The 15742-nt window shown below is 61.8% G+C and carries 12 protein-coding genes; 8 read left to right on the top strand and 4 right to left on the bottom strand.

The features are described 5' to 3' along the window. Window positions 1-74 precede the first annotated feature (74 nt). Window positions 75-2690, bottom strand: a complete 2616-nt coding sequence (locus tag LDH74_RS15265; RefSeq protein WP_226039568.1) for a vWA domain-containing protein — start codon at window positions 2688-2690, stop codon at window positions 75-77. 454 nt (window positions 2691-3144) lie between these two features. On the opposite strand from LDH74_RS15265, the gene LDH74_RS15260 reads away from it, so the two are divergent. The 7 genes from LDH74_RS15260 (at window position 3145) to LDH74_RS15230 (ending at window position 10704) form a co-directional block, all read left to right on the top strand. After that, a complete protein-coding gene (locus tag LDH74_RS15260) occupies window positions 3145-3750 on the top strand; it encodes a hypothetical protein (RefSeq protein WP_226039567.1) in 606 nt (201 codons plus the stop codon). Between the two features lie 182 nt (window positions 3751-3932). Beyond that, window positions 3933-5066, top strand: a complete 1134-nt coding sequence (locus LDH74_RS15255; protein WP_226039566.1) for a CARDB domain-containing protein — start codon at window positions 3933-3935, stop codon at window positions 5064-5066. Between the two features lie 340 nt (window positions 5067-5406). Further along, the gene (locus LDH74_RS15250) at window positions 5407-6588 is read left to right on the top strand and encodes a signal peptidase I (protein WP_226039565.1); all 1182 of its coding nucleotides are present in this window, start codon (window positions 5407-5409) and stop codon (window positions 6586-6588) included. A gap of 161 nt (window positions 6589-6749) precedes the next feature. After that, on the top strand, window positions 6750-7934 hold the full coding sequence (locus LDH74_RS15245) for a DUF5305 domain-containing protein (RefSeq protein ID WP_226039564.1): 1185 nt from the start codon (window positions 6750-6752) through the stop codon (window positions 7932-7934). Between the two features lie 111 nt (window positions 7935-8045). Beyond that, window positions 8046-9656, top strand: a complete 1611-nt coding sequence (locus tag LDH74_RS15240; protein WP_226039563.1) for a long-chain-fatty-acid--CoA ligase — start codon at window positions 8046-8048, stop codon at window positions 9654-9656. A 295-nt stretch (window positions 9657-9951) separates the two neighbouring features. Further along, window positions 9952-10245 carry a helix-turn-helix domain-containing protein gene (locus LDH74_RS15235; protein WP_226039562.1) on the top strand — a complete coding sequence of 98 codons (294 nt, stop codon included), beginning with the start codon at window positions 9952-9954 and terminating at the stop codon, window positions 10243-10245. Window positions 10246-10290: 45 nt separating this feature from the next. Further along, window positions 10291-10704 carry a hypothetical protein gene (locus LDH74_RS15230; RefSeq protein ID WP_226039561.1) on the top strand — a complete coding sequence of 138 codons (414 nt, stop codon included), beginning with the start codon at window positions 10291-10293 and terminating at the stop codon, window positions 10702-10704. Between the two features lie 49 nt (window positions 10705-10753). Here LDH74_RS15230 and LDH74_RS15225 read toward each other — a convergent pair whose 3' ends face one another. Next, complete coding sequence (locus LDH74_RS15225; RefSeq protein WP_226039560.1) at window positions 10754-11671, bottom strand: NAD+ synthase; 918 nt, start codon at window positions 11669-11671, stop codon at window positions 10754-10756. Between the two features lie 391 nt (window positions 11672-12062). Beyond that, window positions 12063-13964: a PINc/VapC family ATPase gene (locus tag LDH74_RS15220; RefSeq protein ID WP_226039559.1), complete on the bottom strand. Its 1902-nt coding sequence runs from the start codon at window positions 13962-13964 to the stop codon at window positions 12063-12065. Between the two features lie 224 nt (window positions 13965-14188). On the opposite strand from LDH74_RS15220, the gene LDH74_RS15215 reads away from it, so the two are divergent. After that, window positions 14189-15289 carry a M20/M25/M40 family metallo-hydrolase gene (locus tag LDH74_RS15215; protein ID WP_226039558.1) on the top strand — a complete coding sequence of 367 codons (1101 nt, stop codon included), beginning with the start codon at window positions 14189-14191 and terminating at the stop codon, window positions 15287-15289. A 48-nt stretch (window positions 15290-15337) separates the two neighbouring features. Here the strand turns inward: LDH74_RS15215 and LDH74_RS15210 are convergent, their stop codons facing one another. Further along, window positions 15338-15706: a hypothetical protein gene (locus tag LDH74_RS15210; protein ID WP_226039557.1), complete on the bottom strand. Its 369-nt coding sequence runs from the start codon at window positions 15704-15706 to the stop codon at window positions 15338-15340. Window positions 15707-15742: the final 36 nt, after the last annotated feature.

Here is a 15742-nt window from a genome sequence, read left to right as displayed (position 1 = left end):
GAGTGTGAATTATATATCAGTCGATGAGTCTGTGTCGAAGTTTTGGCACTGCGTAAGAGACCGACTGCTGATAGTTAGTTGTCTATCGTGATTGTCTGTTCAGAGACACTGATCGCGTATCCGCTCGTCGTTTTTCGTTTGTTCGTGACGGAAACTCCAATCTGTATATCCTCATCGATCCTGACTTCATTCTTCGCGATTTCGTCGATGAACAGTTCGTTGAGATCGCTGGCACTATCGGCTTTGTAGAACTTCCCGCCAGTCTCGTTTGCCCATCTCTCGAGTTTCTCTTCGGGAATCGAACTGTTTCTCGGCCCAGTGAGCCCGACGGTGTAGAGAGTAACGTCACTCTCGTTGGCCTCCTTGACGAGCGCGTCCATCTGGTCGTTGTAGCTCTCGTCACTGTTTTTCCCGTCACTCAATAGTACCATGACACGTTTCTGATCTGCTTTTCCGTTCTCTTCGTAGTCCTCGAGGGCCTTCCTCACTCCAGCGGCCATGTTTGTTCCGCCTTGTGCGTTCCCGACGACGTTCTCTCTAGCTGTCTCAAGGTTGTTGTTGTTGAGTGGATGGAGAACGTTACCGTTGGTATTGAAGTCATAGACGCCGACTCGGTCACCGTTAGTCTTATTCATCAAATTGATGAAATTCTTCGTTGCCGCAACTCGGTGTCTGCTTGGATCGTTGCCCGGGTGTTCATATTGCCCCAGCTCGGCAGAGCAGCCCCACCTATTACAGTCAACCCGCACTTCGTCCCAGTTTTCGGGAGTGGCATAGTCACGATACCCGAGTCGCTTCTGCTCACCGCTGGTCGTGTTTCTGACCACTACACTTCGCCAATATCTTTCATTCCTAAATGGTTTGTTGACGGAAATGGGTTCCCAGTCGGCACCATCTATATCTACGGTGCCTATTCGGGACTCATGCGGTCCCATCGATCCAGACCGATCAAGTACGAACGTCGCGTCGATCGGTGCTCTCGTATCGCCGTACTCGAATATCTTGTTTTCATCGGCGTCCGAAAGCGGTGTGTCCGTCCGTAGCGATCGATCGAAGTTGATCTCGACGTTGTCACCGATCCCCGCACCGTTGCCGGCGACGACCGCACCGTCGATCGTCACCCCGTCTGCGATCTCGATATCGGCGCCCGGCGCGTAGACAACGCCCTGAAAGTCGCCGTCGATCGTTATCTTCGAGTCGCTCGAGGCGTAAATCCAGAGGGCGTTCGCTCGGTCGTCGGGCTCGATGTCGACGTTCGAGAGCTCGATGTCTCCATCGACGTAGATACTCGTCCGGTTGTCCCCTTTCACCTCGACATTTTTGAGGTCGACGTCACTATCGACGCTGACGTGAACGTTTCCGTCCGACGAATCGAGGGTATCGATAGATCCGGTTCCCTCGTACAATCCCGCTGTGACGGTCCCGTCAGCCGAAGGATTTCCATCAAGGTAGTTCGTTTGAACGTCGTCGATTTCACTGTCGATCTCATCGATGTCGCTATACGAGCTAGACAATTCGGTTGCGAGTGCATCCCTGTCGCTTACACTCGCACCTAACCAGTACGCGTTGTTATCCTCGTCAAACGGACCCCTGTTATGTACCGGGTCGACAGTGAGACCGTATCCGATCGATGAGATCTCTGGATTACCAATAGAACTGAGATCACCATTTACGACTGGTATGCCCGCTATGTTTGCGTGGTTGTCGAGAGTGTACGTATCGTAATTCGCCAGGAGGAGGTCCTCGCTCTCGTTGGTCCCGGTCCTGTGATCATCGTATCCGTTCACCTCCAGTCGGTTACTGAATCGGTCCGATGTTCCTTCGATATACAGTCCGCCGTATACCGTCGGTTCGATATCTACGAGGTTCGCGAGCGGTGTCTCCCCGTCGACGGTCGCGACGACGGTAACCGTCTCTCCCGCTTCGTCGTGACAGATAACGTTCTCATCGACGTTACCGGGGTTAGTGCAGGATACCGGGAGCTTACTTTCGTCGGTCGCATCGAACTCCTCTTTTAGAAAGTCGTACCATCCGTGATGGTACGAGGTGCCGGTAACCTCGACCGTCACGTAGTTCACGTACTCGATATCGTCACCGAATGACTCGAAAGTGTTTAAGCCGGTTTGCTGTGCAGTGTGTTCTCCGCTCCCGATGGACCCGTCAATCGTCGTGGGCGAAACGTCGACTCGTCCGACGTGTTCACCGTTGACGGTTTCGGTGTAGTATCTGAGATTCGGATCCGTAACGACCGTCGCTCGATCACCGTTGAGGCGCCAGAGCCCTCCACCTTGATACGCGAACTTGTTCCCTCCCTCGTCCGTTGTCACTAACGTGCGCAGTTCGATGGGATCGCTTTCATCCCTCTTATAACCGTCCGATACCGCTACTGTGAGCTCGCCATCGGCTACGATTTCGCTTTCAGTCTCCTCATCGAGATAGACCGATTTCGGCGTATCGTTTTGCAACCCGAGCGTCGCTAAATCCGAATCGAACTGTTTCAGTGTTTGCTCGGTTTGTTCTGCGTGTGTTTGTGACTGAAGCGCGTCGAACATCGCCGATCCGGCGACGAACACCAGCATTGCGCCCATCATCACGAGCGCGAACAGCAGAACAATGCCGATGAGCGGACTGGCGGCCCGCGTCTCCGAATCGCGGGTAGTGCCCCAGTCTCCCCCTTCTTTGTTGGCCATTACCTGCTTAATAGCTCACCGATCATAAAAGCACACATGATATTTCGAAAAATCTGACCAACACATATATTGTCAAGTACTGCTTGAGTGAGTCTTCTGTCGTCGCTCGGTGCCCGATTCCCGACGATGGCTTCAGGCAGTCGTATGGCGATGTGTCGTTTCCGTCTCCGATTTCTGCTGTAGTAGTAGCTCGAGAACGCCGGCATCGTCAGCCGATCACCGATCCCTCGAGTCGCTGGCGCTCGCAGATTGATCGATGGCATTTCAGGGACTGCTTGCGGCTATCCGCGGCCTCGATAACCAGTTCAAGAGCGGCTTGAACGACCGTATGGCCGGTCTTTCGGACGTTCTGGATACTCAATACAAAGTGGGTGACGTTCGTGGGGGCGAGTAGGAACTGCGTTCTGGCACCCGTCGCAGGTCGGTGCTGGGATGTAGAACGGAGATCATACCAATGAGAATGAACCGACGTAATGTGTTAGTTGGACTGGGAACGATTGTCGCGGGCGGCGGAGCCGCACTCGGAACGGGTGCGTTTAGTAGTGTGGAAGCCGACCGGACCGTGAACGTGAGCGTGGAGGGTGACAGTAGCGCGTTCCTGCAACTTGATCCGTCATCGAGCGGATACGCTAATAACACGGAGGGAACACTACAGATAGATCTCGACGCCAATGGACCGTCCACCGGGAACGGTCTCAACGCGAACGCAACGACGACGATCGATCCACTGTTCACCGCTGGCAACGAGGGCGATGGGGGAATCGATCTCCATATCACCGCCGACGGTACCGCGTCGAACATTACGGTCAACGAAGGAACCGCGATCGAAAACACGGTCACGGATGGTACTAATGACCTGGGTACTATCGAGTTCATCTTCATGGATTCGGGTGATAACACAATCGTTAGCAATGATGGTACGAACAATGTCAACATCGCTCAGGGGGCAACTGAAGACATCACGCTCAAGATTAACGTTCCTGATATCAACCCGAGCAATATCGACGCCAGTACGTTTCTCGATACTATCACTATCGTTGCGAACGATGACGGTACGTGACGACGACCGTCCCACGCCCTCTCCGCAAGGTGAGCAATCTCTCAGTTAGAGAGCTCGAGTCTCATGATTGGGACTTCGGTCGACAGCCGTTAGATCCGCGCTACGGCAGACCGTCGACCGGCTTCACTTGCAGTATAGCATCTTGACCAGCTACCCGAACGACGCGATACCGCGTGTTTCAGATGCCGTCCAACAGAGTACTACTCACCGCCGCTGCAGTCTGCTTTCTCGTGGCACTCGTAGTACCGACAGCCGCGGTGACGCTAGGCGAAGACCGTGAAGTTGATGACGTTTTCATGGAGCCGACCGACTCCCGATATGCCACGGTTGACGGTGGTGAACTCAGACTCGACCTCGAGAAACTCAACGACCGCGCGATAACGCGCGAAGACGATATCTTTACGATCTCGGTCACCGACGACGACGTCGAACGGGTCTGGATCGAGAACCACGTTCCCGGACTCACCTTCTACAGGGGCGACGATCCGACGAACACCATCAGCCGATCGAACCCCCTCGAGCCGACGCCGGGCTCGACGACCAGTATCGGCGTTGCGGTTGACACGCACGATACGGTCAGCGGGACGGAGACGTTCACGGTCGTCGCGCAGTACGAGGACGAGGACGAGGTCGAAACCGAGTCCGATATTGACGGCTCGAATCTGACCGTCTCGTCGACGAACGTCGAGGCTGGCGAGACGGTCACGGTCAACGCGACCTACCGAAATAACGGCGACGGATGGGGCACCGAAACGGCCCGGCTGACGGTCGATGGGACCGTCGTCGACCGGCGAACGATCGCCCTCTCGTCGGGCGAGGAAGAGACCGTCAGCTTCGAACGGCGCATGGAGTGGCCCGGCACGTACGATGTCGGGATCGAGGGGATCGGGCATCAGTCGGTAACCGTCGAGGGTCCGCAGGTCGAGGTCTCGAGCGCCACCGTCGACGACGCCACGATCACCGCCGGCGAGACCGCTACCGTCCGGGCGACGGTTCGGAACCCGTCCGATAGGTCACTCGAACGCACGCTCGAGCTTTCGGTTGACGGGATCGTCGTCGATACCAGAACCGTTTCGATCCCGGCTAACGGCGAGCGGACGGTGACCTTCCAGTGGCGGTTCGCGGCGGCGGGGACCTACGAGGTCGCGGTCAGCGGCGTGTCCGCGGGTACGGTGACGGTCGAGGAGCCGGGCCCGTTTTCGATCCAGAACCGCGACCTTTCGGCGGCGACGACGGCGGCGCTCGCGCCGCCCGCGACGGCCGGACTGTTGGCCCTGGCGGTCGTCGCGAATCGGCGGTGGACCGTTCTTCGCTAGTCGTGTTTGTTACCACGTCTCGAAACCACGACCAGTACGGACAAGTGTCCTGCTCAGTCGGCAACTAGGGATTTCCACGCCCTCCCCAGCCGACTCGTTCGCTCGCAGGCTCGCTCACTCATCCCTCGCACGACGTCACCGACGCGCTCTCGAGCGGACTCGAGCGCGTCGCCAGCGCGCGCCACCGCGGGGTGACAGCCAGTGGGGCCGAAACGCGCGGTCTCTCGAGTATGCGACGACTCCGTGACTCCCCGTCAGAACTCTCGCGGGCTTTATACTGGTGAAGAAATATAGTGTAGTCGAACAGTCAGCCAATCATGATCGTACTCGTCACTCGTCGATGACTACCGCGTCACTCCTCAAGCGGGGGCTCGGCTTCGGCCTCGCGCTGGTCGTCATCCTGCTGATCGTCGGGCAGCTCCTCGGACAGCCGATTCTGCTCGGCTACGTCGCAACTGGCAGCATGGAGCCTGCGATGGATGCCGGCGACGGGTTCGTCTCCGTTCCCAGCGCCGTCACGGGCGACATCGAGGAGGGCGATGTCGTCGTTTTTCAGGCCAGAGAGCTCCACGGCGGCGGGCTGACGACCCACCGCGTGGTCGGTGAGACGGACGAAGGATACGTCACGAAAGGCGACGCGAATCCGTTTACGGATCAGGACGGCGGTGAGCCCCACGTCACGGACGGCCAGATCGTCGCCAAAGCCTGGCAGGTAAACGGCGAGGTCGTGACGATACCCCACCTCGGAACGGCCGTCATGGGCATTCATGGCATCGCAACGGGGACCTACGAAACCGTCGCGCAGATCCTCGGCCTGACGACGACCGCATCCGGCAACGGGCTCGGCGCAATGCTGGTCGCGATCGGCGTCGCCATGCTCGGCTTCGGGACGGTGTTCGAGCGGCTCGGCCCGGCGCGGCGCGAGACGAGCAGACGGCGCTCGCGCGAGAACGTGATCGCGTTCTGGACTGCACTGGGGCTGATTCTACTGGTGTTCGTCACGTTCGCGACCGCGGCGATGGTCGTTCCGTCGGGAACCGCCGAGTACGGGCTCGTGAGTACCGAGTCGCCAACCGACGATCCGCAGGTCGTCGCACCCGGTGCGACGGCCGAACTCACCAGGACGGTCGATAACGCCGGCTACCTGCCGGTAGTGGTCGTTCACGACGCCGAAAGCGGCGGGATCGCGGCCAACCCAGAGTGGCAGACGATCGGGATTCGCGGGAGCGGGGAGACGACGGTGACGCTGTCCGCGCCGGAGGAAACGGGAGAATATACGCGTCATCTCGGTGAATACCGGTATCTCGCCGTTCTCCCACCGTCGGTACTGGTCTGGCTCCACGGGATCCATCCATTTGCCGCGATCGCCGCGGTAAACGGGGTCATCGTCGGGATCACCGTCGCGATCGTCCTCCTGATCTTCGGCAGCGGCGATCTCCGGATCCGGTCCGCGGGGGATCACGTCCCGCTCTCGACCCGCCTCGAGCGACGGCTGCGGAAGTGGCTCCGCGATCGAGAGTAGCCGCTCGAGGCCACTATCCTTATAATGGTCGGTTTCTTTCACTTACGCATGTATTGTTCCGGTGACCGACCAGTTCGGAAACGGACAGCTCGGCCAGCGGGCGGGCGTGGTCGGCCAGCGGACGAGTTTAAACGGCGAGGTCGAATCGGGAGGGGTGACAAATGATCGATAGCCCGCGGCTCGAACTGGTGCTCGCCAGACACGGACGCGCGATCGCGATCGCGCTGGTCGTCGTCGGCGTTCTCGCGATCGCTGCGACCGGCTGGGCAGTCGCGAATCCGGTGACGACGACCGCGGCCCAATTCAGCGAAGAACGCGTCACGACCGACGCGGAAACGAGCGCCGTCGTCACCGAGAACGGCACGCTCTGGACCGAGGGCGATCGCCTCGAGGATAGCTCGGTCTACTTTCTGAATGCCACGCCGGAATTGACGATCCGGCCCGAGACGAGGATCCGGAACGAAACCGGCGGGGCCCCTATCGAGGATGGGGACGTGACGCACGAACTACGGCTTCGGTTCGAGGCGACCCGCGACGGCTCCACGTTCTGGAACGAGAGCCACGAGGTGCTAGCTGAGTCGGCGTCGGTCGAGAACGGCGTCGCGACGTCGAACGCGACGATCGACGTGGAATCCTACCGGCAGCGACAGCGGCAACTCGAGCGCGAGGTCTCCGGCGTCGGTTCGGTCGAGTTGTCGATGGCACTTCGCGTCGAGTACGATACGGGCCGCCAGCAGGGGACCGTGACGGCGACGACGCCGGTAGAGATAACGGACGACGCCTATTGGCTCGGCAACTCGCTGTCGGATTCGGCGACTCATAGCTATCGGAGCGGGACGGCGCGGACGACCGAGTCCCGCAGTGCGACGCTCGTTGGCGGTCTCTCGGTGCTCGGAACGCTGTCGCTGGCCGGTGCAGCGCTCGTCGCCCGCCGGTCTCCCACGGATCTCGAGGCGGCCCGTCGAGCGGTCCACGAACAGCGCTACGCCGAGTGGATTTCGCGGGGCTCGATCCCGATGTGGATCGGCGACTATCACGTCTCGCTCGACACGCTCGAGGACGTCGTCGACGTCGCGATCGACACGAACGAGCGCGTCGTCCACGACCAGCAGCGTGGACTGTTCGCGGTCGTCAACGACGGCGTCGTCTACTACTACAGCGACCGCGGCCTCTGGGAGGAGACCGCCTGGCCGGAGATGGACCTCGAGGAACAGACGGCCGTCATCGACGGCGACGGTGAGCTGTCGCCCGAGGATCTCTCGGAACTCGACGGAAGCGACGAGTTCGCGGCGGCCGACGATCCGGACGGGTTCGAGGACGACCAGAACGTCTGGGAGCGACTCTGAACGGGACGACGCTTTCGGTGACGACGAGCGAGCGTGCTGTCCTCTCGGACGTTCTTCACGTTCGACACTAAACGAAATACGTATAGGACTAATTCGCAAAAATTGCGGCACATGGAAACGCCACTCGTCGTCACTGATTTCCTCGAGCAAGCGCGGGAGTACTACGGAGACGAGGAAGCGATCGTGGGGGTCGACGGTGACCGGTTCACCTACGCTGAGTTCGGCGAGCGGGCCGACCGGTTCGCCGCGGCGCTCCAGGACCGTGGAATCGAGAAGGGCGACCGCGTCGCCGTGCTCGATCCGAACACGCACTACCACCTCGAGGCGGCCTTCGGCGCGATGCAACTCGGTGCGGTCCACACGCCGCTGAACTACCGCCTCGAGCCGGCCGATTACGAGTACATCCTGTCGGACGCGGGCGTCGACGCGATCTACGCCGACTACGCGTTCGCGGAGAAGATCGAGGCGATCCGCGACGAGGTGCCGACGGAGACGTTCGTCACGAACGACGCAGACGCGGTTGAGGGGAACTGGGAGGAGTTCGACGGCGTCCTCGAGGACGCCGGGACCGAGTTCGATCAGCCCGAGATGGCCGAGGACGAGATCATCACGATCAACTACACCTCGGGGACGACGGGCGATCCGAAGGGGGTCTGTCGCACGCATCGGACCGAGACGCTCCACGCGTATCTAATGTCGATCTATCACGAGATCACCGACGACGACACCTATCTGTGGACGCTGCCGATGTTCCACGTCAACGGCTGGGGACACATTTATGCGGTGACCGGCATGGGCGCGACTCACGTCTGTACGCGCGGGGTCAATCCCGACGAGGTCGTCTCCTCTATCCGCGAGGAGGACGTCTCCTTCCTCTGTGCGGCTCCGGCGGTGCTCAACCAACTGATCGACTACTACGAAGCCGAGGGGGAACCCGAGATGGCCGGCGAGAAACAGGTTCGGGTAACGACCGCCGGGAGCGCGCCGCCGGAAGCCACCATCCGGGCCGTCGAGAATCGCTTCGGTTGGTACCTGAAACACCTCTACGGGGCGACCGAGACGGGACCGCTGATCACTATCTCCGACGCCAAGCGCCTCATGAACGACGAGAACCGCTTCGAGATCAAAAAGCGCCAGGGGATGGGCGTTCTCGGCACCGACGTTCGCGTCGTCGACGAGGAGGGGAACGACGTCCCTCGTGACGACGCGACGCTCGGTGAGATCGTCGTCCGGGGCAACCAGATCATGGACCGCTACTGGAACAAGCCCGACGAGACCGACGAAGCGTTCAACGACCGCGTCGAGGGCTACTATCACACTGGCGACCTCGCGACGGTCGACGAGAACGGCCTGATCGCGATTCGAGATCGCAAGAAGGACATCATCATCTCGGGCGGGGAGAACATCTCGAGCATCGAACTCGAGGACGCGCTGTTCGATCACGACGCGGTCGCGGACGCGGCCGTGATTCCGGCACCGAGCGATAAGTGGGGCGAGACGCCGAAGGCGTTCGTCGTCCCCTCGAACGGGGATCCGACCGATCCGCCGGTATCGGCCGACGAACTGACCGAGTTCACCCGCGACCGACTGGCGAGTTACAAGGTCGTCCACCGGGTCGAATACGTCAAAGAGCTCCCGAAAACGGCGACCGGAAAGACCCAGAAGTACGAACTGCGCGAACAGGAGTGGGAGGACGAAGACCGGATGATCGGCGAGGGGTGATCGGCGAACGCTGAGCGGCGAGGTGGACTGGTAGAGGACGATTTCTGCGGGACGAACACCGACGAATCGTTCGCTGATCGAATCGTCGTCTCGTTCCGAGAGCCGCGAGGCGAATACGTTCGAAGTACTGATTCATGTCGTCGCTGACGGCTTTCGTCCGATCAGGGACAACAGTCATATCTCGCTATTTGGCGACTCAGAATACAATTTACGAAATAAAATATATTGTAACTTATTTCAATGCCCGTCGGGTAAGGCTCAACTTTTATACTGCTGGGGCCTTTCGATTCGTAATATGGCAGAGACCGACGGGGAGGAAATCGAAGACTTGCCACCGAGTGCGAAACTCGTCTTCAAGGTTCTCGAGTACGACGGGCCGCTGACGCAGAAACAGATCGTCGAGGAATCGATGCTCTCGGCCCGGACGGTGCGGTACGCGCTCGAGCGACTCGAAGAGATCGGGATCGTCGACGAGGACATCTACTTTGCGGACGCTCGGCAGAGCCTCTATCGGCTCGAGGAGCCGGTTGCGGCAGACGGGAACGGCGTCGAGGACTCCCCGAAAAAGGACGCTTGCTGCGCGGAATAACGGTCGGAACGGTAGTATTATTTTTCAGTAGTGACCGTCCCCGGTATGGATAAAGAACGGCTCCCGCGATGGGGCTGGCTGCTGATCGGCCTGTTTCTCGCGGCGATGGTCGCAAATCTGTTGAATCTATTCGTGCTGGGGCCGACTATTCTCCCGGAGACGTACCGAGTGATTACGGTTATCGCGATCATGTCGCCGGTACTGATCTACGTCGGCGTCTGGTACGACGAAGAGCAGCAACCGTACTGGGAGCGTTCGCGGGCGAAGATCGGCGGCGACGTCCTGTTTGTCGTGACGGGGGCAGCGATGGGATCGGCGGTCGTGCTCGTGGCGATGGCCGGTCTGGATCTCATCGGCTTTCTGTCGGATCTCCTCGCGATGGCCGGCGGCTTCCTCCTGTCGTGGGGGCTGTTCTGGTGGCGCAACCCGAACCTGTACGCCGCCAGGTCTGATCAGTGACAGCCGGTCGTCGTGATCGGTTGTGGAGCGACACGACCGCGGCCGCCGGTCACTCGAGCGCGTCCGAACCGTCGAGAAGTCCTCCCTTGCCACGGCCAGCGATCCCCGGCGTCGGCGGTGTCGCGCGTTTGTGTTCGGTGTCTGCGTGCAGCGAGACGATCTCCTCGGCCGTGTCGCGATCGAGTTGCAGTTCGGCGACGGCCTCGTCGAGGGAGCGGCCCTCTTCGACGAGCCGGTACAACAGCGGGTCGATGACGTCGTAGCGCGCGCCGAGTTCGTCGGCGTCCGTCTGGGTGGCCCAGAAGCCCGCCGTCGGTTCCTTGCTGACGATCCGGCGGGGGAGTCCGATGTGTTTCGCGAGCGCCCGAACCTCCGTTTTGTAGCAGTCACCGATTGGATAGGCGTCGGCTGCGCCATCTCCGTACTTGGTGAAGTAGCCGAGCAACCACTCCGAGCGGTTCGCCGTGCCGAGGACGACCCGCGACTGACGGTTGGCCGCGTAGTAGGCGGTGAGCATCCTGAGCCGCGCGGTCGCGTTTCCGATTTCGCGGTTCCGCTCGTTCGGCCGGTCGTCTGCCTCAGTCTCGGACTCGAGTTCGCTCGCGACCGTTTCGTCGAAGACGTCCAGCAGCGGGCGCAACTGAATCTCCTCGAAGTCGATTCCCATTCCCTCGGCGATCGTGTGCGCGTCGCTGACGTGGGCCTGCTCGGTCATGTGGCAGGGGAGTCCCAGCCCGAGGACGCTCTCACTACCGACGGCTTCGACCGCCAGCGCCGTCGTCAGCGTCGAGTCGATGCCGCCGCTCATCGCGACGACGACCCCGTCCGCGTCGGCGTCGGCGACGGTCGCACGGATATCGGCGACGATCCGCTCTCGAATCGCCTCGAGCGATCGGCGATCCGTGAAAAAGGGCCCGTTCGTGTGTTCGATACTCTGGTAGACGAACGTCTTACTACCTGCTCCCATATGTCTGAATCACCATGTTGTTCTCTAATTATCCCAATGATCGTCTCGTATATGAAGCTACTGCCTAAATTATGGTCAATTGTGGTGTGTTCCTCGTTCACACGGATCGGTTTCGCCGCCGATCGATGACCGTTTGTCCATCTCGATCCGTCGAGGCCACGAACTTCTGATCGGTTGGAGTCTCGCTATGCTGGCAGAGTGATCGGCATTCGTGCAAAATCGGCTGACTGCGCTCGCGCGCGGTTTGTCTCTCGGGTCCACTCACTCCGTTTGTATACCGCCCCGCAAAACTGCTCACTCCGTTCGCTCACGGGCTACCGCCCGTTCGCGTTTTCGCGGTTCTCACTCCCTTCGCTCGCTCCGAACCGCGCACCGCTCGCGGTTCAACTTCTTACGACGGAACGATCGTCACCGGATCTTTCCGGTCGATCGCACGCTCGAGTTCCTCCGCGATCGCGCTCCCACGCGAGACCTGTATTTCGCCGCCGCGGCTCACCGTTGCGGTAAAGAGGTAGTCGCCGGCGGCCTGAACCTCGACCGTCTCGCCGTGGTTGCCGTCGACGGGGATGACGATGTGACGTGAGGTGATCTCGGGCTGGACCATCTGACCGGCCTGGGAACCGCCGCTACTGCCGCCACCGCTACCGCCGCCGCCGTTCGCGCTGGCTCCGCCGGCACCGCCCGGACCGCCCGGACCGTAGTTTGGGTTCTCGTCGTGCGTTCGGACGTCGATATCGATCCCGAGCCGGTTCTCGACGTCGGTGATTCGACCGCCGCCCTTGCCGATGACGCTCGAGATGTCGTCCTCCTCGACGTAGACAACGGCCTTGTCCTGGCCCTTGAGTTCGACGTCGACGTAGCCGTGGGCGATCGAGCGGATCTCCCGTTCGATCTCCTGTTTGGCGATGCGGTCGACGCCTGACTCGTTCGCCGGACCGCCGTCCTCGTCTTTCAGCGGGACGGTGACGACCTGGCGGTTGAAGGTGTAGATCTCGTACTCGGGCTCGCCGGTCTGGAAGTTCGTAATCTGAATCACGGGGCGAGCGAGATCCTCCTCGGTGAGTCCGGCGGGCACCTTGACCTCCGTTCTCACGTCGTAAACGGTGTGAACCTCGCCGGCTTCGATGTAGACGACGGTGTCGACGACCTGGGGAATCATCCCGAGTTCGACGCGACCCACGAGTCGCTGGAGCGCGTCGATCGCTCGCGTCGCGTGGACGACGCCGATCATGCCGACGCCGGCCAGTCGCATATCCGCGAAGACCTCGAAGTCGTTGGTTTTCCGGACCTCGTCGTAGATGGTGTAATCCGGCCGGACCATCAACAGGGCGTCGGCGGTCTTGGCCATCTCGCCGCCCAGTTCCGTGTACTGGGTGATGTCGGGACCGACCTGCAGGTCACGCGGCTTCTCCATCGTCTTGACGGAGTAGTCGTGATCCGAAATGTAGCGGGCGACCGCCTGCGCGAACGTCGACTTCCCTGCGCCGGGCGCCCCCGAAATGAGGACGCCGCGCTGGCGCTCGAGCAGCCGGTCTTTCAGCTCGTCGGCGTGCTCGTAGTCGTCGATGTCGGTCTGGGCGATCGGCCGGACGGCGGTGATCTCGATGCCGTCCGAGAAGGGGGGTCGGCCGATCGCGATCCGGTAGTCCCGGAACTGGACGATGGTCATCCCCGGTTCCGAGAGCTCGAGGAAGCCGTCGGGGGACTCCTTCGCACCGTCGACGACCTCGCGAGCGTACTCGTCCATCGTGGCCTCGTCGAGTGGTTCGTCGGCGATCTCCTCGTAGCGCATCGCGCCGAGTTCGCCGCGCTTGGCCTTCGGCACGGCGTCCGTCTTGAGGTGGACGCTCATCGTCCGGTCGTCGAAGAACTCCTCGACGGCCAGCGTCCCGATCTCGCGAACCTCGGGTGAGACGTGCTCGACGTCGAGTCCCTTCGCCTCGGCGACTTCGGCCTGGACGACGTCGCTCGTGACGAAGGTCGCGTCGAGCTCCTCCGCGAGATCGCGGATCAGAGCGTCGATCTCGCCCTCGGAGGCGTGGCCCCGCTCGATGGCGTTGGGCCGCTCGCCGACGTACTCGAGGTCGACGACGCCCTCGTCGGCCAGGTCGGCCAGCCGCTGGAGCTCTTCGAGGCCGTCCCAGCCGCTGTCGATCCCGTCGTTCGCCTGCGCCTCGAGTTCCGCGACGACCGCCTCGGGGACGCAGATCGTCGCTCCCTCGAACTGCCCGTCTTCGATAGTCGCCGAGACGCGGCCGTCGATGACCACGCTCGTATCCGGCACGACGTTCATACATAAACTGGTCGACGTACGCCTATAAGGGTGTTCACAGCAAATCCGCGTACAACGGTTCCACGTCACACGCGACATTCCGTGATAGCTCCGGCGCGCCCGTGCAGCAGCCCTGCTCGTTGAAACGCATCGCAACGATCCACCGCGCTTCCGGATGCGACTGGCGAAACCGTTCGGTGGCGGCTTCCGGTGCACTGAACATTACAGCCACCGACGTGTGGGTCATGACTCTCGTCGATCTGACCCGCGAGTTGGTGTCGATCCCGAGCCACGAGGACGAGACCGCCGCCGGCGACTTCCTCGAGGCGTGGCTCCGTCGCGAGACCGACGCCGACGTGACTCGAGACGCCGCGGGCAACGTGATCGCTCGGAAGGGAACTGGCGAGGAAACGCTCGCGCTGGTCGGACACCACGACGTCGTGTCACCGGCCGAGTCACAGGTCGCGAGCGGCGGCGGAGACGGCGACGGAACGAACGAGTACGTCGTCGACGAGCGCGACGGTCGCCTCTACGGTCGCGGCACGGCGGACATGAAGGGGGCGCTCGCGGCCGCGTTGCTCGCCTTTCGCGACGCCGACCCCGCCGGCGAGTTGGTCTTCGCGAGCTTCGTCGGCGAGGAAGTCGGCGGCGTCGGCGCACGGCATGCGATCGAGCAGGGGTTCTCACCCGACTACGCCGTCGTCGGCGAGGGATCGACGAACTACTCGGGACCGGACGTCACCGACGTCGCCGTCGCACACAAGGGCCGGCGCGGGAGTACGATCACCGCCCGCGGAACGGCAGCGCACGCCAGCGAGGCCGACGCCGGTGAAAACGCCATCTACCGCGCTACCGCGGCCGTGGACCTCGTTCGCGATCTCGAGCCCCCGTCGGTCGACGCGGCGGGCGACACGCTCGAGGGTCGGCTCACAGTCACCGAGATCGAAGGCGGCTCGGCGATGAACGTCGTCCCGGCCCACTGTGCGTTCACCGTCGACGAGCGGACGGTGCCGGGCGAACGTGCGGCCCTCGAGCGGGTCGCGGCCCTCGAGGGAGTCGAGTTGACGGTCGATCAGGATCTGCCGCCGATGCGCTGCGAGGACGAGCCCTTCGCCGACGCGGTTCTGGCGGCCGCAACCGACGCGCAGGCGGGCGAGCCCGAACTGGTGACGAAACCCCACGCGACCGACGCGGGGTGGCTCTCGCAGGCCGGCACGGAGTGTGTCATCTACGGCCCGTCCGAGCCCGGCGAGGCCCACACCGACGACGAGAGCGTCTCGATCACCGTCCTCGAGCGCTGCCTCGAGACCTATCGACGGGTCGCAAAGCGGTGGCCGGCGCGGTGATTCCGTCGCGGTAGCTCTATTCGATCGGTGAGATACGATCGTCTATTTTTAGACCCCCGGGACGCCGACCGCCTCGAAACCGGTGACGCCGAGCACGGCGAGGGCGTAGAGCACGATCAGGACGGTGACCCACGCCACGAGCCCGATCATCGCCGCGGCGGTCCAGTCGCCGGGGTACCGCCAGTTGATGACCGCGACGTACGCGATCAGTGCCAGTAGCGGCCCGACGAGCGGTATCCAGCCGACGACGAAACCGACGATCGCCCAGACGATGGCTCCGATCAACGCGGTGATGATGGCGTGATCGTAGTCTCCCCGACCGACGATAACTCGCGCACCCGCGTAGATGCCGAGCGCGCCGATCAGCAGGCTTACGATGAATACGATAGCTGACGCGATTGGTGATGCAACGACCATAGTGAAACGACTTACGTCAGCTCGGTGGAACAGTCC

The sequence above is a fragment of the Natrinema sp. DC36 genome, from assembly GCF_020405225.1.
Taxonomy (GTDB): Archaea; Halobacteriota; Halobacteria; order Halobacteriales; family Natrialbaceae; genus Natrinema.
The sequence above is the reverse complement of the archived record's forward strand: the minus strand, read 5'-3'. Positions and strand labels throughout refer to the sequence as shown.

Coding starts and splice junctions, on each gene's coding strand:
- LDH74_RS15265 (WP_226039568.1), bottom strand. CDS start 2,690: ATGGCCAACAAAGAAGGGGGAGACTGGGGCACTACCCGCGATTCGGAG.
- LDH74_RS15260 (WP_226039567.1), top strand. CDS start 3,145: ATGAGAATGAACCGACGTAATGTGTTAGTTGGACTGGGAACGATTGTC.
- LDH74_RS15255 (WP_226039566.1), top strand. CDS start 3,933: ATGCCGTCCAACAGAGTACTACTCACCGCCGCTGCAGTCTGCTTTCTC.
- LDH74_RS15250 (WP_226039565.1), top strand. CDS start 5,407: ATGACTACCGCGTCACTCCTCAAGCGGGGGCTCGGCTTCGGCCTCGCG.
- LDH74_RS15245 (WP_226039564.1), top strand. CDS start 6,750: ATGATCGATAGCCCGCGGCTCGAACTGGTGCTCGCCAGACACGGACGC.
- LDH74_RS15240 (WP_226039563.1), top strand. CDS start 8,046: ATGGAAACGCCACTCGTCGTCACTGATTTCCTCGAGCAAGCGCGGGAG.
- LDH74_RS15235 (WP_226039562.1), top strand. CDS start 9,952: ATGGCAGAGACCGACGGGGAGGAAATCGAAGACTTGCCACCGAGTGCG.
- LDH74_RS15230 (WP_226039561.1), top strand. CDS start 10,291: ATGGATAAAGAACGGCTCCCGCGATGGGGCTGGCTGCTGATCGGCCTG.
- LDH74_RS15225 (WP_226039560.1), bottom strand. CDS start 11,671: ATGGGAGCAGGTAGTAAGACGTTCGTCTACCAGAGTATCGAACACACG.
- LDH74_RS15220 (WP_226039559.1), bottom strand. CDS start 13,964: ATGAACGTCGTGCCGGATACGAGCGTGGTCATCGACGGCCGCGTCTCG.
- LDH74_RS15215 (WP_226039558.1), top strand. CDS start 14,189: ATGACTCTCGTCGATCTGACCCGCGAGTTGGTGTCGATCCCGAGCCAC.
- LDH74_RS15210 (WP_226039557.1), bottom strand. CDS start 15,706: ATGGTCGTTGCATCACCAATCGCGTCAGCTATCGTATTCATCGTAAGC.